Below are 19,216 nucleotides of genomic sequence, written 5' to 3'. Positions count from 1 at the left end.
AACTGCTGCCATGTTGCCACCAACTCGATCGGAAGGTGGCACAGCCGTGCAGTGGACGAACCTCAGTGAGCAGACTGTGTACAAGAACCGCTGGTTCGACGTGAATCTCGCCGACGTGGAACTGCCCGACGGGCGGCACCTGGACCACTTCGTGATCCGGCTCCGTCCCGTCGCCGTCGCCACGGCCGTCAACGCGGCGGACGAGGTGCTGCTGCTGTGGCGGCACCGCTTCATCACCGACAGCTGGGGCTGGGAACTGCCCGCCGGGGTGGTCGAGGACGGCGAGGACATCGCCGCCGCCGCGGCCCGGGAGATGGAGGAGGAGTCGGGCTGGCGGCCCGGCCCGCTCCACCACCTGATGACCGTCGAGCCCTCCAACGGGCTGACGGACGCCCGCCACCACCTGTACTGGGCGGACGGGGCCACCTGGACCGGCCATCCCGAGGACGACTTCGAGTCCTCACGCCGCGAGTGGGTGCCGCTCGGGCTCGTCCCCCAGATGATCGCGCGCGGGGAGATCCCGGCCGCCAACATGGCGGCCGGGCTCCTGCTCCTGCACCATCTGCGGCTCGGCTAGGTCATCCGTACGGGTAGAAGCCCGAGCCGGTCTTGCGGCCGAGGCGGCCCGCGTCGACCATCCGCTGGAGCAGCGGCGGGGCGGCGTACAGCGGCTCCTTGTACTCGGCGTACATGGAGTCGGCGACCGAGGCCACGGTGTCCAGGCCGATCAGGTCCGCCAGCTTCAGCGGGCCCATCGGGTGGGCGCAGCCCAGCTCCATGCCGTTGTCGATGTCCTCGCGGCTCGCGATGCCCGACTCGAACATCCGGATCGCGGACAGCAGGTACGGGATGAGGAGCGCGTTGACCACGAAGCCGGAACGGTCCTGGGCGCGGATCGCGTGCTTGCCCAGCACGTCCCGCACCAGGGCATCGGCCCGCTTGACCGTCTCCTCACCGGTGGTCAGCGCGGGGATCAGCTCGACGAGCTGCTGCACCGGCGCCGGGTTGAAGAAGTGGATGCCGATGACCTGGTCGGGGCGCGAGGTGGAGACGGCCAGCTTGACCAGGGGAATGGAGGAGGTGTTCGAGGCCAGGATCGCGTCCGGCCGGGTGACCACTTGGTCGAGGACCTGGAAGATCTCCGTCTTGACCTGCTCGTTCTCGACGACGGCCTCGATGACGAGGTCACGGTCGGCGAATTCGCCGAGGTCGGTGGTGAAGGTGAGGCGGGCCAGGGTCGCGTCCCGCTCCTCCTCGCTGATCTTGCCGCGTTCGGCGGCCTTCATCAGGGAGTTGTGCAGCCGGGTGCGCCCGATCTCCAGGGCCTCGCCCGTGGTCTCGGCGACCTTCACCTCAAGGCCGCTGCGGGCGCACACCTCGGCGATGCCCGCGCCCATCTGGCCGCAGCCCACTACGCCGACCCGTGCGATGTCGGTCGGGAGGGTAGAGAGGTCCGTCACATCGTGCCTTTCGCTGCTCATCCATCGCGGGTCCCCCGTGCTTGTCAGTGGTAACTGCATTCCGGCGCCCGCCACGCCCCACGACGTTACCCCCGACCTTGCCCGAGGTGGCGGGCCGGGGCGGCATGCTGTGCGCAGCAGATCAACTTCACGCACAGGAACGGAGTCGTCACATGGCGCACATCGGGCGGCGAGGGCTGCTGGCGGGGGCGGCAGGCGCGCTGGTCACGGCCGCCGCGGGGCAGACGGGGACGGCCGGAGCGGCCGTCGCCCCCGGGGGGCGGGGAGCGCCGCACCGGCCGGCCGCGGCCGGGAGTCCGGCGGAACCGGGGCCGTCGTGGGCCGCGGCTGCCCCGGAATTCCGCGGGATGTGGATCGCGACCGTGTCGAACGTGGACTGGCCCTCCAGGAGCGGGCTCCCGGCCGCGGAGCAGCGGCGCGAACTGCTCGGCCTCCTCGACGCCGCCGTCGAGCGCCGGCTGAACGCGGTGATCCTCCAGGTCCGGCCGGCGGCCGACGCGCTGTGGCCCTCGCCGCTGGAGCCGTGGTCGCAGTGGCTGACCGGGAAGCAGGGCACGGATCCCGGGTGGGATCCGCTGGGCACCGCCGTCACCGAGGCGCACGCCCGCGGCCTGGAACTGCACGCCTGGTTCAACCCGTACCGGGTCGCCCACCACACCGACCCCGGGCGGCTGGTGTCCGGGCACCCGGCCCGGCGCAACCCCGGCTGGACGGTCGCGTACGGCGGCAAGCTCTACTACAACCCCGGCCTGCCCGAGGTGCGCCACTTCGTCCAGGACGCCATGATCGACGCCGTTGGCCGCTACGCCGTGGACGCGGTGCACTGGGACGACTACTTCTACCCCTACCCCGTGGAAGGCGAGTACTTCGACGACGACGCCGCCTACGAGGAGCACGGCTCCGGCTTCGCCTCGCGCGCCGCCTGGCGCCGCCACAACACCGACACCCTGGTCAGCGAGATGTCCGTGCGGGTCAAGGAGGTCCGCCCGCAGGCGCGGTTCGGCATCAGCCCGTTCGCGGTCTGGCGCAACGCCGGGCGGGACCCGCTGGGCTCACCGACGGACGGCAGCCTCGCCACGTACGACGACCTGTACGCGGACACCCGCAGGTGGGTCAGGGAGGGCTGGGTCGACTACGTCGTGCCCCAGGCGTACTGGCACATCGGCCATCCGGTCGCCGACTACGCCGACGTCGTCCCCTGGTGGGCGCACACCGTGCAGGGCACCGGCGTGGACCTGTACGTGGGGGAGGCGCTGTACCGCTGCGACGCCGACAGCCCGACCGCGGCCTGGCGCGACCCAGCGGAGCTGTCGCGGCACGTCAGCTTCGCCCGGGACCTCGAAGAGGTCCGCGGCCACGTCTACTTCTCCGCGAAGCAGGTGGCCGCGGATCCCAACGGGGCGATGGCCAGGGTCGTCGCCGACCACTACGGCTCGGCCGTGCCCCCGCGCTGAGTCAGTGCTCGGGCTCTTCGGGGTGGCGGACCGTGCAGTCGGGTCCGGGAGCCATCAGAGCCTCGTGCCCGTCCTGGAAACGGACCCGGTACGGGGGAGTGCCGTTCTCGCCCAGCACCTGGGTGATCTCGCCCACCTTGTCGTGCTGTCCGACGATCCTGCCGTGCTGCACCAGCTGGTCGCCTTCGGTCGCGCGCATAACTGACCTCCTCCGTGGCGGTCCGATCCGGTGCTAGCAGTTTAGGTCGGAACGCGGCTATTTGACCCGTTGGGTCACCGCAATGCAGAGCAGCACCGCGCAGGCGGCCGCCGGTACGGCGGGGGAGAGGTGCTCGCCCAGCAGCGCCACCGACCAGACCAGGGTGAGCAGCGGCTGGGCGAGCTGGAGCTGGCTGGCCCGGGGCGCGCCGATCTCCGCCATCCCCCGGTACCAGACGTACAGGCCGAGGAAGGTGGAGCCGGCCGCCGCCCAGACCAGGCCGGCCAGCCCGTGGCCGGTGAGGTGCACCGGCTCGTACGCGAGCCCGAGCGCCGAGCCGGCCACGCTGAGCGGCAGGCACAGCACCAGGGCCCAGCCGACCACCTGCCAGCCGGGCAGCACCCGCGCGAGGCGCCCGCCCTCGGTGTATCCGGCGGCGCACACCAGCAGGGCGGCGAAGAGGTAGGCGTCGCCCGCCGAGAGGGCGCCGCCGCTCTGCGCCACGGTGAACCCGAGGACCACCGCCGCCCCGGCCCCCGCCGCACCCCAGAAGGTGCGCGAGGGCCGGGCCCCGGTACGGAGCGCGGAGAGCGCGGCCGTGGTCAGCGGGAGCAGGCCCACGACGACGGCGGCGTGCGAGGTGGTGGAGGTCTGCAGCGCGAGGGTGGTGAGCAGGGGGAAGCCGACGACCACCCCGCCGGCGACCACGGCCAGGCCCGCCCAGTGCTCGCGGCCGGGCAGCGGGGCCCGCCGGGCCAGCAGGAAGCCCCCGGCGATGACGGCGGCGAGGACGCTGCGCAGGGCCACCAGGGACCACGGCCCGAAGCTCTCCAGGCCCCAGGCGGTGGCCGGGAAGGTCAGCGAGAAGGCGATGACTCCGAGCGAGGCGAGGAGGGTGCCCCGGGTGGCGGCCGGACCCGCGGCCCGGCCCGCGGAATCCTCGACCGCTATCGTCGATGGGAGAGTAGCGCTATTCTGTGCTGTCATGTACGAGCGTAGCAGCGTGGCGGAGCTGGCAGAATCCCTGAGGACCGAGCTCGTCCGCTACTCGGTAGGTGGAAAGCTCCCGTCGAGCAGGGCTCTGGTCGAGCGCTTCCGGGTCAGCCCCGTCACGGTGTCCCGGGCCCTCGCGCAGCTCGCCGCCGAGGGCCTCGTGGTCACCCGGCCCGGCGCCGGCGTCTTCCGGGCCCGGCCCCGGGCCGAGGCCCCCGTGACCGGGGACACCTCCTGGCAGGAGGTCGCCCTCAGTGCGGAGGGGGCCGGGGAGGTCATCCCGCGTTCCGTCGACGCCACCGGGGTGCTGAGTTCGCTCACCGCGCCCCCGGCCGGCGTCGTCGAGCTCAACGGCGGGTACCTGCACCCCTCGCTCCAGCCCGAGCGGGCCATGGCGGCCGCACTGGCCCGGGCCGGCCGGCGGCCCGGAGCCTGGGGGCGGCCGCCCGTCGAAGGGCTGCCCGAGCTGCGCGACTGGTTCGCCCGGGAGATCGGCGGAGCCGTCACCGCCTCCGACGTCCTCGTCACCGCGGGCGGGCAGAGCGCCCTGACCACCGCCCTGCGCGCACTGGCCCCGCCCGGGGCGCCGATCCTGGTCGAGTCCCCGACCTATCCCGGCCTGCTGGCGATCGCCCGCGCCTCGGGCTGCCGTCCCGTGCCCGTCCCGGTGGACGCCGAGGGGGTCCGGCCGGAACTGCTGGCCGCCGCCTTCGAAGCGACCGGGGCGCGGGTCTTCGTGTGCCAGCCGCTCTTCCAGAACCCGACCGGGGCGGTACTGGCCCCCGGGCGGCGGGCCGAGGTGCTGCGGATCGCCCGGGCGGCCGGTGCCTTCGTGGTCGAGGACGACTACGCCCGGTCCCTGGCCCACGAGGACGCTGGCCGGCTGCCCCCGACACTGGCCGCCGAGGACGACGCCGTGGAGTCCGGGCTGGTGGTGCACGTCAGGTCGCTGACCAAGGTGACCTCCCCCAGCCTGCGGGTGGGTGCCATCGCGGCCCGCGGCCCGGTCGTGGACCGGCTGCGCGCCATCCAGGTCGTGGACAGCTTCTTCGTGCCCCGGCCCCTCCAGGAGGCGGCCCTGGAGCTGGTCGGCGCTCCCGCCTGGCCGCGCCACCTGCGGGCCGTGGCCGCCGAGCTCCGGCACCGGCGGGAGGTGCTCGCCGGCGCCCTGCGACGGGAGCTGCCCGGGCTGGAGCTGCCCCACCTGCCCTCCGGCGGCTACCAGTTGTGGGTCCGTACCGGGGGAGCGGGCGACGACACCGCCTTCGCGGCCGCCGCCCTGCGCGCCGGGGTCGCGGTCGCGCCCGGCCGTCCGTACTTCTGCGCGGAACCGCCGGCCGCCTACGTGCGCATGGGTTTCGCCGGGGTCTCGGGCCCCGCGGAGCTGGTGGAGGCGGTGCGGCGGCTGAAGGCCGGGCTCCCCCGCGGCGTCGGTCCGGACGCTTGACCCCGCGCGGCCGACGGCTCACCATCGCCGCATGCATGTTCGGGTCTCGCTCGTTGCCGCAGCCCGTAGTTGCTCGCTGCTCGCCGAGCGCTTCGACGACGACCGCCCGCTGGACGGGACCGGCCTGCGGTCGGTGGAGCTGGCCGCCCGGGGGCTCGTACCGCTGGGCGCGGCCGGGCTGCGCTACTGCTCCCCGACCCCGCGCAGCCGGGCGACCGGTCAGGCCCTCGGGTACGCGCCGATGGCCCAGCCCGCGCTGCGCGAGTGCGACATGGGCCGCTGGCGGGGGCTGACCCTGGCCGAGGTGGCCGCCCGCGAACCCGGGTCCGTGGAGCTCTGGCTCGCCGACCCCCGGGCCGCCCCGCACGGAGGGGAGTCCCTGCTCGCCTTCATCTCCCGCATCGGAGGCTGGCTGGACACCCGGCCGGCCGACGACGGGGGCGCGATCGTGGCGGTCGCCGAGCCCTCGGTGGTCCGGGCGGCCCTGGTCTACGCGCTGAACGCGCCCCCGCAGACGTACTGGAACGTCGACGTCCGGCCGCTGTCCACCGTGACGCTGACCGGATGGTCGGGCCGCTGGTACCTCTCCCTGCAGGCGGCGCAAACCGGTTGAGTCACCCCGGGCCCCTGTCTAGCCTGCGGGGATGACCGGAACAGTGATCACCACCCTTGCCGAGCGGCCCGAACTGGCAGGCCGCCTCTGGGACATGACGGACTCGTGGCCGGAGTTCGCCGGCCACGACCCGCTGGCCTGGCTGCTGTATCCGCGGATGGTGGCCGAGCTGCCGGAGTACGTACTGGTCGCCACCGACGGCGACGCGGTCGTGGCGCGCGGGTTCAGCGTCCCCTTCGCGCAGCACGCGCCGGGGCGGGACGGGGTGCTGCCCGCCCGGGGCTGGGACCAGGTCCTCCTGTGGACCTTCTCCGACCTGCGGCGAGGGGTCCGGCCCGACACGGTGAGCGCCGTCGAGATCAGCGTCGCCACCGGCCGGCAGGGCGAGGGCCTGTCCGGGCTGATGCTGGCCGCCCTGCGCGAGAACGCCCGTGCCCGCGGCTTCGCCGAGGTCGTCGCCCCGGTCCGGCCCAGCGCGAAGCACGCCGAGCCGGACACCCCGATCCACGCCTACGCGTACCGCACCCGGGAGGACGGCCTGCCCTGCGACCCGTGGCTGCGCGTCCACGTCCGCGCGGGCGGGGTGATCGACTCGGTGGCCCCGCTGTCGATGACGATCACCGGATCGCTCGCCGAATGGCGGGAGTGGACCGGTCTTCCCTTCGACGCACCGGGGCCGGTCCTGGTCCCGGGTGCCCTCACGCCGGTCCACTGCGAGCCGGAGCAGGGCCACGCCGTCTACGTGGAGCCGAACGTCTGGGTCCGGCATCCGCCGGCGTAGGGCCGGGCGGCCCTGGGCCCCGTCGTCCGGTCCGGAACCCGTCACACTGGGAGGGGCGGCCGTCCGGAAGGAAGGGCTTTGCATAAACGTGCGTAGATACGTATAGTCATGCCATCGACGAGGAGGGTCCGATGGCAGTACGTGTAGCGGTGGCCGGAGCGAGCGGATACGCGGGCGGCGAAGTCCTGCGCCTGCTGCTCTCGCACCCCGAAGTGGAGATCGGCGCACTGACCGGCAACTCCAACGCCGGACAGCTCCTCGGCTCCCTCCAGCCGCACCTGGTGCCGCTCGCGGGCCGGACCCTGGAGGCGACCACGCCCGAGGTCCTCGCCGGTCACGACGTCGTGTTCCTCGCACTGCCCCACGGCCAGTCCGCCGCCGTCGCCGCCCGGCTCGGCGAGGACGTGCTCGTCGTCGACATGGGCGCCGACCACCGGCTCAAGGACGCGGCCGACTGGGACAGGTTCTACGGCGCCCCGCACGCCGGCACCTGGCCCTACGGACTCCCCGAGCTCCCCGGCGGGCGCACCGCGCTGGCGGGGAGCAAGCGCATCGCGGTCCCGGGCTGCTTCCCGACCGCGGTCTCCCTCGCCCTGTTCCCGGCCTACCAGGCCCAGCTCGCCGAGCCCGAGGCCGTCGTCGTCGCCGCCACCGGCACCTCCGGCGCGGGCAAGGCGCTCAAGCCGCACCTGCTCGGCTCCGAGGTGATGGGCTCCGTCACCCCGTACGGCGTCGGCGGCGTGCACCGGCACACCCCCGAGATGGTGCAGAACCTCTCCCCGCTCGCCGGGCGGCGCGTCTCGGTCTCCTTCACGGCGAACCTCGTGCCCATGCCCCGAGGCATCCTCGCCAACTGCTCGGCCAAGGCCCTGCCCGGCGCGACGGCGGAGACCGTCCGCGCCGCCTACGAGAAGGCGTACGCCGACGAGCCCTTCGTCCGCCTGCTCCCCGAGGGCCAGTGGCCGACCACCCAGGCCGTCTGCGGCTCCAACGCCGTCCACCTCCAGGTGGCCTACGACGAGTCCGCCCAGCGGATCATCGCCATCAGCGCCATCGACAACCTGACCAAGGGCACCGCCGGCGGCGCGGTGCAGAGCATGAACATCGCCCTCGGGCTCCCCGAGGAGCTCGGGCTTTCCACGATCGGAGTCGCACCGTGAGCGTCACGGCAGCACAGGGATTCACGGCGGCGGGCATCGCCGCCGGGATCAAGGCGAACGGCAACCCCGACCTGGCCCTGGTGGTCAATCACGGGCCGCGTCTGGCCGCCGCGGGCGTCTTCACCTCCAACCGCGTCAAGGCCGCGCCCGTGCACTGGTCCGAGCAGGTCCTGCGCGGCGGCTCGGTCGGCGCGGTCGTCCTGAACTCCGGCGGCGCCAACGCCTGCACCGGCCCCAAGGGCTTCCAGGACACCCACGCCACCGCCGAAAAGGTGGCCGAGACCCTCGGCGAGCCGCACAACGCCGGAGAGGTCGCCGTCGCGTCCACCGGCCTGATCGGCGTCCTGCTCCCCATGGACAAGCTGCTCCCCGGCATCGAGGCCGCCGCGGCAGCCCTGTCCGCGGACGGCGGCGAGGCCGCCGCGATCGCCATCAAGACCACCGACACCGTGCACAAGACGGCCGCCGTGAGCGTGGGCGGCTGGACCGTCGGCGGCATGGCCAAGGGTGCGGGCATGCTCGCACCGGGCCTGGCCACCATGCTGGTGGTCCTCACCACCGACGCCGACGTGGACGGCGCCACCCTCGACAGGGCGCTGCGCTCCGCCACCCGCACCACCTTCGACCGGGTCGACTCCGACGGCTGCATGTCCACCAACGACACGGTGCTGCTGCTCGCCTCGGGAGCCTCCGGCGAGGTTCCGGCGTACGCCGAGTTCGCCGAGGCCGTACGGAGCGTCTGCGACGACCTCGCCCGCCAGCTCATCGGCGACGCCGAAGGCGCCAGCAAGGACATCCGCATCGAGGTCGTCGGCGCGGCCAGCGAGGACGACGCGGTCGAGGTCGGCCGGTCCATCGCCCGCAACAACCTGCTCAAGTGCGCCATCCACGGCGAGGACCCGAACTGGGGCCGGGTGCTCTCCGCGATCGGCACCACCCGGGCCGCCTTCGACCCGGACCGGCTCAACGTGGCCATCAACGGAGTCTGGGTCTGCAAGAACGGCTCGGTCGGCGAGGACCGCGACCTGGTGTCGATGAAGGACCGCGAGGTCCGCATCACCGCCGACCTGGCCACCGGCTCCGAGTCGGCGGTCATCTGGGCCAACGACCTCACCGCCGAGTACGTCCACGAGAACAGCGCGTACTCCTCATGAGCACGGCACGCAAGCACACCGCGCTCCCCAAGGCCGAGATCCTCATCGAGGCCCTGCCCTGGCTGACCCGCCACAACGGCAAGATCGTCGTCATCAAGTTCGGCGGCAACGCCATGATCGACGAGGAGCTCAAGGCCGCCTTCGCCCAGGACGTCGTCTTCCTGCGCCAGGCGGGCCTGCGGCCCGTCGTCGTGCACGGCGGCGGCCCGCAGATCAATGCCCAGCTCGACAAGCAGGGCCTGGTCAGCGAGTTCAAGGCGGGCCTGCGCGTCACCACTCCCGAGGCCATGGACGTCGTCCGCATGGTCCTGGCGGGCCACGTCCAGCGCGAGCTCGTCGGGCTGCTCAACCAGCACGGCCCGCTCGCCGTCGGCCTGACCGGCGAGGACGCCCACACCATCACCGCCAGCAAGCACAGCCCGGAGATCGACGGGGAGCTCGTCGACATCGGCCGGGTCGGCGAGATCACCGCCATCGACACCGGCGCGATCGAGGCGCTGCTGGCGGACGGCCGTATCCCGGTGATCTCCTCCATCGCGCGCAGCGCCGACGACCACCACGTCTACAACGTGAACGCCGACACGGCGGCCGCGGCGCTCGCCGCCGCACTCGGCGCCGAGACGCTGATGGTCCTCACCGACGTCGAGGGCCTGTACGCGGACTGGCCGAGGAGCGACGAGGTCATCAGCCGGCTCACCGTCAGCGAGCTGGAGAAGCTGCTCCCCGAGCTGTCCAGCGGCATGGTGCCCAAGATGGAGGGCTGCCTGCACGCCGTGCGCGGCGGTGTCAGCACCGCCCGCGTGATCGACGGACGGGTCCAGCACTCGATCCTGCTGGAGATCTTCACCGACGAGGGAATCGGCACGATGGTCGTGCCCGACGCACAGGGAGGGGAACCCAAGTGACCGGAAACCAGGAGTACGCCGCCCGCTGGCAGGGCGCGCTGACCGACAACTACGGCACCCCCGCGCTGGCCCTCGTACGCGGCGAGGGCGCGCAGGTCTGGGACGCGGACGGCAAGCAGTACACCGATTTCGTCGGCGGCATCGCGGTCAACGCCCTCGGCCACGCGCACCCCGCGATCGTGTCCGCGGTGACGGAGCAGATCTCCACGCTCGGCCACGTCTCCAACCTCTACGCCTCCGGGCCGGTCCTCGCCCTCGGCGAGCGGCTGCTCCAGCTCTTCGGCCGCCCGGGACGGGTCTTCTTCTGCAACTCCGGCGCCGAGGCCGTCGAGGCCGCCTTCAAGATCGGCCGGCTGACCGGGCGGACCCACATGGTCGCCACCGAAGGCGGCTTCCACGGCCGGACCATGGGCGCCCTCGCGCTCACCGGCCAGCCGAAGAAGCAGGACCCCTTCCTGCCGCTGCCCGGTGACGTCACCCACGTCCCCTACGGCGACGTCGAGGCCCTGCGGGCCGCCGTCACCGAGGAGACCGCGCTCGTCGTGATCGAGCCGATCCAGGGCGAGAACGGCGTCGTCGTGCCCCCCGCCGGCTACCTGACGGCCGCCCGCGAGATCACCCGCGCCACCGGCACCCTGCTCGTCCTCGACGAGGTGCAGACCGGCATCGGCCGCTGCGGCCAGTGGTTCGAGCACCAGGCCCACGAGGGCGTGGAGCCCGATCTCGTCACCCTCGCCAAGGGACTGGGCGGCGGTCTGCCCATCGGCGCCGTGGCCGCCTTCGGCCCGGCCGCCGACCTGCTCCGGCCCGGGCAGCACGGCACCACCTTCGGCGGGAACCCGGTCGCCTGCGCCGCCGGCCTCGCGGTGATCGACACGATCGCCGCCGACGGCCTGCTCGACCAGGTCAAGGCCCGGGGGGAGCGGCTGCGCTCCGGAATCGAGAACCTCGGGGGTGCGGACGGCCATCCGCTCGTCTCCCACGTCCGTGGTGCGGGCCTCCTGCTGGGTATCGTGCTGACCGAGCCCCTCGCACCCCGGGTGCAGCAGGCGGCTCAGGACGCCGGCTTCCTGGTCAACGCGCCCGCCCCCGACGTCGTACGGCTCATGCCCCCGTACGTGCTCTCCGAGGCCGAGGCGGACGCGTTCCTCCAGGCACTGCCCGGCGTCCTCGACGCAGCCAGCGGGGACGGATCCGGAGAATGAGACGACGATGAGTCAGGCGCAGGACAACGAGCACGGGGGAGGCCAGGCCGTCCCGCAGACCCGCACCGCACGCCACCGCCGGATCGTGGACATCCTCAACCGGCAGCCGGTCCGCTCCCAGAGCCAGCTGGCCAAACTGCTCGCCGACGACGGGCTGAGCGTCACCCAGGCGACGCTCTCGCGCGACCTCGACGAGCTGGGCGCGGTGAAGATCCGCAACACCGGCGGCGAGCTGATCTACGCGGTGCCCAGCGAGGGCGGCTTCCGCACCCCGCAGGCCCCGCTGGGCGAGTCGGCGAAGGAGGAGCGCATGCGGCGCCTCTCCGGCGAACTGCTGATCTCGGCGGAGGCCTCGGCCAACCTCGTGGTTCTGCGCACCCCGCCCGGTGCCGCGCAGTTCCTCGCCTCCGCCATCGACCAGGCCGAACTGCAGGCGATCCTCGGCACGATCGCGGGCGACGACACCCTGATGCTGATCAGCCGCGACCCCGCGGGCGGCCAGGCCCTCGCCGACCACCTGCTGCGGCTGGCGCAGAAGGAGGGCTGAGCCGGTCCCGGCGGGCACCGCCGGGACACGGCTTCAGTAGCGGGTCACGGCCAGCTCCCCGGACTCCGTGCCGATCGCGATGTGCGGGCCCCGCCCCGGGTCCGCCCAGCGCAGGATCTTCCGCATGGCCCGCTCCGGCACGGACACGCAACCGGCCGTCGCCCCCTTGCCGTTGACGTGGAGGAAGATGCCCGCGCCCCGGCCGCGCACGGGCCGGTCGTAGTTGAAGGCGATGAGCATCGCGTGCGCGTACTGCTGCTCGTACGTCACCAGGTGCTCGGCCTCGCCCGGCGCGCAGTCCGCGGGCAGCGGCTCCACCCAGCGGTTGTAGCTGTCCGAGGCGTTGTCCTGGCACCACCACGACCCCTCCGTCACCGGCCGGTACGGGTACGCCGTGCCGGCCGGCGCCGGACGGATCCCGAAGGCGTACGGCAGGGCGTACAGGCCCGTCGGCGTGGTGTCGGTCCCCTGGGTGCGGGTGGATCCCTCGGTGAGCCCCTTCGCCCCGAACCGGGCCTCGGCGCTCCCGGCCGCGTACCAGCGGCCCGCCCGCCGGTCCCACCAGGTGAGCCGCCCGGTCGTGGACCCGGGCGCGGGCGCGACGGCGGTGATCAGCTGGCTGCCGCCGCCGGTGTCGGCGAGACGGTCGGGCAGCGGGGCCTGGACGCGGGGGCCCTGCGGCAGCAGGGCGGCGACGATCAGCGAGCCGGTGACGAGAGCGGTACGCAGCACACGTCAGACGGTACGGGGCGGAAGGGGCAGCGGCAGCGCAGGCAGGCCGTCGAGACTCGATCCGATGAACTCCTTCTTCTCGCAGTACTCCGCGAACTCCTCGTCGCTCTTGCGGCCGAAGTACTCCGCGTGGAGGGTCCGCTCGCCCTGGTACTCCATCAAGGGGACCGCGTACCCGCACACATCGGCGATCCGGCGGGCCCGGACGAGGACGACGGCCCGCGCGGAGGGTCCGTCGGCGTCGCCGAACAGGGCGATCAGCTCGGCCCAGCGCGGGTCGTCGCGGAAGACGGCCTCGCCGTCGCCGTGGATGCGCACGATGTTCGGCGGCCCGCTGAACGCGCACCACATCAGGGTGATCCGGCCGTTCTCGCGGACGTGGGCGATGGTCTCGGCGCCGCTGCCGCCGAAGTCCAGGTAGGCGAGGGTCTGTTCGTCGATGACGACGAGGGTCCCGGCGCGGCCCTTGGGGGACAGGTTGACGTGGCCGTCGCCCGCGAGCGGGGCGGTGGCCGTGAAGAAGACCGGCTGCTCCTCGATGAACGTGCGCAGCCGGCCGTCTATACGTGCGTAGAGCTTTCCCATGGTGCGATTATCGGACCGGCGGGTGGCTGAAGGGGCCGTGGTGTTCACCACTTCCAGCCGGGTTCCCCCTGTACTGCGAGAACGGCGCCCACCCCTCCGCCGGTTCGGTCGGTTCGAAGCCGCCCCGGCGTGCCGTCGCCTTCCAGTCCACCGCCGCGGCAGGGCCAGGGCCGGGTGCCGCGTCGCCGGGTCGGCGTCCTCCAGCAGGGCGGTCGGCGCCGGCAGCCCCGAGCGCGGCCTTCCGCCCCCCGGGGGTCCTTGCCGTGCAGCAGGCGCTCGTCCGGCGAGCAGACCGCGACACCCCGCTGACCTCCCCCTTTCCCGTGTCGATTGACGAAACATACGGAGTAGTGCATAGTTATGCCTGTCGTTGAATGCACCGTAAGGAGAAACCCGTGACCGAGCGCGTCGTACTCGCCTACTCGGGCGGCCTGGACACCTCCGTCGCCATCGGCTGGATCGCCGAGGAGACGGGCGCCGAGGTCATCGCCGTTGCCGTGGACGTCGGCCAGGGCGGCGAGGACCTGGACGTCATCCGCAAGCGCGCGCTCGACTGCGGTGCGGTCGAGGCCGAGGTCGCCGACGCCTCGGACGAGTTCGCCAACGAGTACTGCCTCCCGGCGATCAAGGCGAACGCCCTCTACATGGACCGGTACCCGCTGGTCTCGGCGCTCTCCCGGCCGGCCATCGTCAAGCACCTGGTCGCCGCCGCCAAGAAGCACGGCGCCACGACCGTCGCCCACGGCTGCACCGGCAAGGGCAACGACCAGGTCCGCTTCGAGGCCGGCATCGTCGCCCTCGCCCCGGACCTCAAGTGCATCGCCCCGGTCCGCGACTACGCGATGACCCGTGACAAGGCGATCGCCTTCTGCGAGGAGAAGCAGCTCCCGATCGCGACCACCAAGAAGTCCCCGTACTCCATCGACCAGAACGTCTTCGGGCGGGCCGTCGAGACGGGCTTCCTGGAGGACATCTGGAACGCGCCGATCGAGGACATCTACGAGTACACCTCGAACCCGGCCCTGCCGCGCGAGGCCGACGAGGTCGTCATCTCCTTCAAGGAGGGCGTCCCGGTCGCCATCGACGGCAAGCCCGTCACCGTGCTCCAGGCGATCCAGCAGCTCAACGACCGCGCCGGAGCCCACGGCATCGGCCGGATCGACATCGTCGAGGACCGGCTCGTGGGCATCAAGTCCCGCGAGGTGTACGAGGCCCCGGGCGCGATCGCGCTGATCACCGCCCACCAGGAGCTGGAGAACGTCACCGTCGAGCGCGAGCTGGCCCGCTACAAGCGGCAGGTCGAGCAGCGCTGGGGCGAGATGGTCTACGACGGCCTGTGGTTCTCCCCCCTCAAGCGCGCCCTGGACGGCTTCATCAACGAGGCCAACCAGCACGTCACCGGTGACATCCGGATGACCCTGCACGGCGGCCGCGCCGTCGTCACCGGCCGGCGGTCCGACGAGTCGCTGTACGACTTCAACCTCGCGACCTACGACTCGGGCGACACCTTCGACCAGTCCAAGGCCCAGGGCTTCATCGAGATCTTCGGTCTCTCCTCGAAGATCGCGGCCCGCCGCGACCTGGCCTGAGGCGCCGCCGCAGCAGTGCGGCAGCGCAGTGGTGCAGCAGCACGGACGGCCTCCCCGTTTCCTCCGCGGCGGGGAGGCCGTTGCACATCCGGAACCAACAGGCCGTCAAAGCCATGCAGTCTTGAGGAGCAGTAGCTGTGAGCAGCAACAACGGTGACGTCCGGCTCTGGGGCGGACGGTTCGCCGACGGCCCTTCGGAGGCGCTGGCCCTGCTGTCGGCGTCCGTCCACTTCGACTGGCGCCTCGCGCCCTACGACATCGCCGGCTCGCGCGCCCACGCCCGCGCGCTCCACAAGGCGGGCCTGCTCACGGCCGAGGAACTCGACCGCATGATCGCCGGCCTGGACCAGCTGGAGGCCGACGTGGCCGACGGCTCCTTCACCGGCACGATCGCGGACGAGGACGTGCACACCGCCCTGGAGCGGGGGCTGCTGGAGCGGCTCGGCGCCGACCTCGGCGGCAAGCTGCGGGCCGGCCGGTCCCGCAACGACCAGGTGGCCACCCTCTTCCGGATGTACCTGCGCGACCACGCCCGGATCATCGGCGGTCTGGTCGCGGACCTCCAGGACGCGCTGGTCGGCCTCGCCGAGAGCCACGCGGACGTGGCGATGCCGGGCCGGACCCACCTCCAGCACGCGCAGCCGGTGCTCTTCGCCCACCACGTACTGGCCCACGTGCAGTCCCTGTCCCGGGACGCGGAGCGGCTGCGGCAGTGGGACACCCGGACCGCGGTCTCCCCGTACGGCTCGGGCGCCCTGGCGGGCTCCTCGCTGGGTCTGGACCCGGAGGCGGTCGCCGCCGACCTGGGCTTCGAGCGCGGCTCGGTCGGCAACTCGATCGACGGCACGGCCTCGCGCGACTTCGTCGCCGAGTTCGCCTTCGTCACCGCGATGATCGGGATCAACCTGTCCCGGATCGCGGAGGAGATCATCATCTGGAACACGAAGGAGTTCTCCTTCGTGACCCTGCACGACGCCTTCTCCACCGGGTCGTCGATCATGCCGCAGAAGAAGAACCCGGACATCGCGGAGCTGGCGCGCGGCAAGTCCGGCCGCCTCATCGGCAACCTGACCGGCCTGCTGGCCACGCTCAAGGCGCTGCCGCTGGCCTACAACCGGGACCTCCAGGAGGACAAGGAGCCGGTCTTCGACTCCTGCGACACCCTCGAAGTCCTGCTGCCGGCCTTCACCGGGATGATGGCCACGCTCACGGTCAACCGGGAGCGGATGGAGGAGCTGGCCCCGGCGGGCTTCTCCCTCGCCACCGACATCGCGGAGTGGCTGGTCAAGCAGGGGGTCCCGTTCCGGGTGGCGCACGAGGTGGCCGGCGAGTGCGTGAAGGAGTGCGAGGCGTTCGGGATCGAGCTCGACGAGCTGACGGACGAGCAGTTCGCGAAGATCTCGGAGCACCTGACCCCCGAGGTCCGCACCGTCCTCGACGTCAAGGGCGCGCTGGCCTCCCGCAACGGCCGCGGCGGCACCGCCCCGTCGGCGGTCGCGGTCCAGCTCACCGAGGTGAAGGCCGACCTGGTGATCCAGCACGCCTGGGCCGCTCACAAGCAGTAGCCGCACCACCCCGAGGGGGCGGCCGGAGCGCACGCCGCTCCGGCCGCCCCCTCGGCGTTCCTACGCGGCCCAGGCGGCGAGCGCGTCGAAGTCGGCCCGGGTGAGGCCGACCCGTTCGTCGACGTACCTCAGCAGGGCGTGCGCGGGGTGGCGCTGCCCGACGTACTCCCGGTCCGCGTCGGTGACGTCGTCGTCGATCCAGGCGAAGGGCCGGCGGCCCGCGTACTCCAGGACGTACTGGGTCTTCCAGAAGGTGCCGCGCGGCGCCCGGCCGTGCATCACGGGCCAGTCGATGAAGGGGAGCCTGGGCAGGCCCAGGTGCGGGCCTATCCAGTCGTTGGCCTCGTCCTTCCAGGTCGTGGCCCACACCAGTTCGTACGTCTCCGCCAGTGCGAGCAGCTCCGCGCCGTGGCCGTGGTGGAGCCAGACCCGCAGCGGGCGGGCGCTCTCGGCCTCCGTCCAGCCCGTGGGGCGCATCCGGTGGGTGCTGTAGCCCTCGGGGCGGCGCTGGGGCTTGGCGGCGTAGGGGTTCAGGGGTCCGTCGACGTCGATCAGCAGCAGCGGTTTCGTGGACTTCATCGCGCAAGGATTCCTTCCGTGCCGTTTCTCGGCAGCTCATTTTCCGATCGAATGAGACGTGTGCGTCTCATTCGGGGTACGCTTGTCTCATGGCCATGGATCGTGACCAGGTGCTCCGTGACGCGGCGGCCCTGCTCTCCCGCAAATCGACCGCCACGATGGACGAGGTCGCCCGCGCCGCCGGAATCGGCCGCGCGACCCTGCACCGGCACTTCGCCGGGCGGGACGCCCTCGTACGGGCCCTCGAAGCACTCGGCATCCGCGAGTTCGAGGTGGCCTTCGACAACGCCCGCCTCGACGAGGGCACGGCGGTCGAGGCCCTGAAGCGGCTCGTCGCCGAGGCGGAGCCCAACGCCCCGCTGCTGGCCTTCCTCGTCACCGAGAACCAGCTCTTCGAGGGCGACCAGGTCCACGAGGGCTGGGCGCGGCTCGACGCCCGGGTCGGCGCGCTGTTCCGGCGGGGACAGCAGGAGGGCGACATCCGGATCGACCTGAGCCCCGCCTGGCTCACCGAGGCCCTCTACGGCCTCATCGGCACCTGCGCCTGGGCCGTCATGGACGGCCGGGTCGCGGCCAAGGACTTCCAGTACATGATCACCGAGCTGCTGCTCGGTGGCGCACGACGGAGCGTGGAGTGATGAGCCGTACCGAAGAACTCAGCCGCACGAGGGGAGCGGAGGGCAGGAGCCCCGGGCGCTGGCTGGCGCTGTCCGTACTCGTCCTGGCCGTTCTGCTGGTCGCCGTCGACGCCACCGTGCTCGGCCTCGCCACCCCGTCCCTCAGTGAGGACCTCAAGCCGTCCGGCACCCAGCTGCTGTGGATCGGCGACATCTACTCCTTCGTCATCGCCGGACTGCTCGTCTCCATGGGCTCCCTCGGCGACCGCATCGGCCGCAAGAAGCTGCTCCTCGTCGGCGCCACCGCCTTCGGCGCCGTCTCGGTCCTGAACGCCTACGCGACCAGCCCCGAGATGATGATCGTCGCCCGGGCCCTGCTCGGCGTGGCCGGTGCGACCCTGATGCCGTCCACCCTCGCCCTGATCCGCAACATCTTCCACGACGCCAAGGAACGCAGCCTCGCCATCGGCATCTGGGGCGCCACCGCCTCGGCGGGCGCCGCCGTCGGTCCCGTCGTCGGCGGAGCCCTGCTCCAGCACTTCTGGTGGGGCTCGGTCTTCCTCATCAACCTGCCCGTCATGATCGCGCTGGTCCTCGTCGGCATCAAGCTGCTGCCCGAGTCCAAGAACCCGGTCGCCGGCCCCTGGGACCTGCTGAGCGTCGCCCTCTCCCTGATCGGCGTCATCGGCGTGGTCTACGCCGTCAAGGAACTCGCCACCCACGGCATGACCTGGGGCGTCTGGACCGCTGCCGTACTCGGTTCCGCCTGCCTGTACATGTTCGTCCGCCGCCAGTTCAGCCTGCCGTCCCCGCTGCTCGACATGCGGCTCTTCAAGCACCGCGGCTTCTCCGGCGCGGTCCTCGCCGACCTGCTCACCGTCTTCGGCCTCTCCGGGCTGGTCTTCTTCCTCTCCCAGTTCCTCCAGCTCGTCCAGGGCCGCGATCCGCTGGAGGCCGGCCTGGCCGAACTGCCGGCCGCCGTCGGCGCGGTGGTCACCGGCCTGATGGCCGGGCGGTACGCCCGCAAGTACTCCGTACGGTCCGTCGTCACCGGCGGCCTCGCCGCCATCGGCCTGGCGCTGGCCGTGCTCACCCTGATCCACAAGGAGACCGGCTACCCGCTGCTCGGCGCCTCCCTGCTCATCGTCGGCCTCGGCGCCGGGTTCTCCTTCACCGTCACCGCCGACGTGATCCTCTCCAGCGTTCCCAAGGAGCAGGCCGGATCCGCCTCGGCCGTCTCGGAGACCGCGTACGAACTCGGCGCCGCCCTCGGCATCGCCCTGCTCGGCTCCATCGTCACCGGCGTCTACCAGGGCTTCACCGCCCCCGCCTCGGTTCCCGCGCCCGTCGCGGACGCCGCGCACGAATCCCTCGGCGGGGCCGTCGAGGCCGCCAAGGTCCTGGACCCGCAGACCGCCGGGCAGATGGTGGGAGCCGCCCAGGAGGCCTTCGTGGACGGGCTGCGGCTGGCCTCCGGCGTCGGCGCCGCCGTCCTGCTGGCCACCGCCGTGGCCGCCTGGTTCCTGCTGAAGGGGCAGAAGCTCCAGGACGGCGTCGAGCACTGACGTCCCGACAGGACGGGCTCTGCCGCCGGGTGTTGACAGTTCCCG

20 protein-coding genes are annotated in these 19,216 nt (G+C 72.5%); 14 read left to right on the top strand and 6 right to left on the bottom strand.

What is annotated here, in order from left to right; genetic code table 11:
* Window positions 1–46 precede the first annotated feature (46 nt).
* Window positions 47–577 carry an NUDIX hydrolase gene (locus tag ACFWUZ_RS21910; RefSeq protein ID WP_384375262.1) on the top strand — a complete coding sequence of 177 codons (531 nt, stop codon included), beginning with the start codon at window positions 47–49 and terminating at the stop codon, window positions 575–577.
* A gap of 1 nt (window position 578) precedes the next feature.
* Here ACFWUZ_RS21910 and ACFWUZ_RS21905 read toward each other — a convergent pair whose 3' ends face one another.
* Complete coding sequence (locus ACFWUZ_RS21905; RefSeq protein ID WP_384375259.1) at window positions 579–1,481, bottom strand: 3-hydroxybutyryl-CoA dehydrogenase; 903 nt, start codon at window positions 1,479–1,481, stop codon at window positions 579–581.
* 152 nt (window positions 1,482–1,633) lie between these two features.
* On the opposite strand from ACFWUZ_RS21905, the gene ACFWUZ_RS21900 reads away from it, so the two are divergent.
* The gene (locus ACFWUZ_RS21900) at window positions 1,634–2,935 is read left to right on the top strand and encodes a glycoside hydrolase family 10 protein (protein ID WP_384375256.1); all 1,302 of its coding nucleotides are present in this window, start codon (window positions 1,634–1,636) and stop codon (window positions 2,933–2,935) included.
* A 1-nt stretch (window position 2,936) separates the two neighbouring features.
* On the opposite strand, the gene ACFWUZ_RS21895 is transcribed toward ACFWUZ_RS21900, so the two are convergent.
* Window positions 2,937–3,134: a DUF1918 domain-containing protein gene (locus ACFWUZ_RS21895; RefSeq protein ID WP_266937789.1), complete on the bottom strand. Its 198-nt coding sequence runs from the start codon at window positions 3,132–3,134 to the stop codon at window positions 2,937–2,939.
* A gap of 57 nt (window positions 3,135–3,191) precedes the next feature.
* Window positions 3,192–4,121, bottom strand: coding sequence for a DMT family transporter (locus ACFWUZ_RS21890; RefSeq protein ID WP_384375253.1), 930 nt, complete (start codon window positions 4,119–4,121; stop codon window positions 3,192–3,194).
* On the opposite strand from ACFWUZ_RS21890, the gene ACFWUZ_RS21885 reads away from it, so the two are divergent.
* From ACFWUZ_RS21885 to ACFWUZ_RS21850, 8 genes are all read left to right on the top strand, one after another.
* The gene (locus ACFWUZ_RS21885) at window positions 4,120–5,574 is read left to right on the top strand and encodes a PLP-dependent aminotransferase family protein (RefSeq protein ID WP_384375249.1); all 1,455 of its coding nucleotides are present in this window, start codon (window positions 4,120–4,122) and stop codon (window positions 5,572–5,574) included. The two genes, ACFWUZ_RS21890 and ACFWUZ_RS21885, sit on opposite strands and share 2 nt — an antisense overlap.
* A 31-nt stretch (window positions 5,575–5,605) precedes the next feature.
* On the top strand, window positions 5,606–6,187 hold the full coding sequence (locus ACFWUZ_RS21880; RefSeq protein WP_384375246.1) for a histidine phosphatase family protein: 582 nt from the start codon (window positions 5,606–5,608) through the stop codon (window positions 6,185–6,187).
* 31 nt (window positions 6,188–6,218) lie between these two features.
* The gene (locus ACFWUZ_RS21875) at window positions 6,219–6,968 is read left to right on the top strand and encodes an N-acetyltransferase (RefSeq protein ID WP_384375243.1); all 750 of its coding nucleotides are present in this window, start codon (window positions 6,219–6,221) and stop codon (window positions 6,966–6,968) included.
* A gap of 131 nt (window positions 6,969–7,099) precedes the next feature.
* On the top strand, window positions 7,100–8,128 hold the full coding sequence (gene argC, locus ACFWUZ_RS21870) for an N-acetyl-gamma-glutamyl-phosphate reductase (protein WP_384375240.1): 1,029 nt from the start codon (window positions 7,100–7,102) through the stop codon (window positions 8,126–8,128).
* Entirely contained in the window at window positions 8,125–9,282 is a 1,158-nt protein-coding gene (argJ, locus tag ACFWUZ_RS21865) for a bifunctional glutamate N-acetyltransferase/amino-acid acetyltransferase ArgJ (RefSeq protein WP_384375237.1), read from the top strand. The genes argC and argJ overlap by 4 nt, the downstream gene beginning before the upstream one ends.
* Window positions 9,279–10,187, top strand: a complete 909-nt coding sequence (argB, locus tag ACFWUZ_RS21860; RefSeq protein WP_384375234.1) for an acetylglutamate kinase — start codon at window positions 9,279–9,281, stop codon at window positions 10,185–10,187. The genes argJ and argB overlap by 4 nt, the downstream gene beginning before the upstream one ends.
* A complete protein-coding gene (locus ACFWUZ_RS21855) occupies window positions 10,184–11,392 on the top strand; it encodes an acetylornithine transaminase (protein WP_384375231.1) in 1,209 nt (402 codons plus the stop codon). The genes argB and ACFWUZ_RS21855 overlap by 4 nt, the downstream gene beginning before the upstream one ends.
* A gap of 7 nt (window positions 11,393–11,399) precedes the next feature.
* Window positions 11,400–11,939 (top strand): arginine repressor, encoded by a 540-nt coding sequence (locus tag ACFWUZ_RS21850; RefSeq protein WP_384375228.1) that lies wholly within the window; start codon window positions 11,400–11,402, stop codon window positions 11,937–11,939.
* Window positions 11,940–11,972: 33 nt separating this feature from the next.
* On the opposite strand, the gene ACFWUZ_RS21845 is transcribed toward ACFWUZ_RS21850, so the two are convergent.
* Together ACFWUZ_RS21845 and ACFWUZ_RS21840 are read right to left on the bottom strand one after the other, a co-directional pair.
* Window positions 11,973–12,668 (bottom strand): L,D-transpeptidase, encoded by a 696-nt coding sequence (locus ACFWUZ_RS21845; RefSeq protein ID WP_384375298.1) that lies wholly within the window; start codon window positions 12,666–12,668, stop codon window positions 11,973–11,975.
* Window positions 12,669–12,674: 6 nt separating this feature from the next.
* Complete coding sequence (locus tag ACFWUZ_RS21840; protein WP_384375225.1) at window positions 12,675–13,256, bottom strand: pyridoxamine 5'-phosphate oxidase family protein; 582 nt, start codon at window positions 13,254–13,256, stop codon at window positions 12,675–12,677.
* A 395-nt stretch (window positions 13,257–13,651) separates the two neighbouring features.
* Between ACFWUZ_RS21840 and ACFWUZ_RS21835 the strand changes: the two genes are divergently transcribed.
* Window positions 13,652–14,845, top strand: a complete 1,194-nt coding sequence (locus tag ACFWUZ_RS21835) for an argininosuccinate synthase (protein WP_327412965.1) — start codon at window positions 13,652–13,654, stop codon at window positions 14,843–14,845.
* Window positions 14,846–14,982: 137 nt separating this feature from the next.
* Entirely contained in the window at window positions 14,983–16,410 is a 1,428-nt protein-coding gene (gene argH / locus ACFWUZ_RS21830; RefSeq protein ID WP_384375222.1) for an argininosuccinate lyase, read from the top strand.
* A 60-nt stretch (window positions 16,411–16,470) separates the two neighbouring features.
* Here the strand turns inward: argH and ACFWUZ_RS21825 are convergent, their stop codons facing one another.
* Window positions 16,471–16,989 carry an HAD domain-containing protein gene (locus ACFWUZ_RS21825; RefSeq protein WP_384375219.1) on the bottom strand — a complete coding sequence of 173 codons (519 nt, stop codon included), beginning with the start codon at window positions 16,987–16,989 and terminating at the stop codon, window positions 16,471–16,473.
* Window positions 16,990–17,078: 89 nt separating this feature from the next.
* Between ACFWUZ_RS21825 and ACFWUZ_RS21820 the strand changes: the two genes are divergently transcribed.
* Window positions 17,079–17,627, top strand: a complete 549-nt coding sequence (locus tag ACFWUZ_RS21820) for a TetR/AcrR family transcriptional regulator (protein WP_384375217.1) — start codon at window positions 17,079–17,081, stop codon at window positions 17,625–17,627.
* Window positions 17,627–19,171, top strand: coding sequence for an MFS transporter (locus ACFWUZ_RS21815; protein ID WP_384375214.1), 1,545 nt, complete (start codon window positions 17,627–17,629; stop codon window positions 19,169–19,171). Before ACFWUZ_RS21820 ends, ACFWUZ_RS21815 begins: the two co-directional genes overlap by 1 nt.
* Window positions 19,172–19,216 lie beyond the last annotated feature (45 nt).

It is taken from the genome of Streptomyces sp. NPDC058646 (genome assembly GCF_042716875.1).
Classification (GTDB): Bacteria; Actinomycetota; Actinomycetes; order Streptomycetales; family Streptomycetaceae; genus Streptomyces.
The sequence above is the reverse complement of the archived record's forward strand: the minus strand, read 5'-3'. Positions and strand labels throughout refer to the sequence as shown.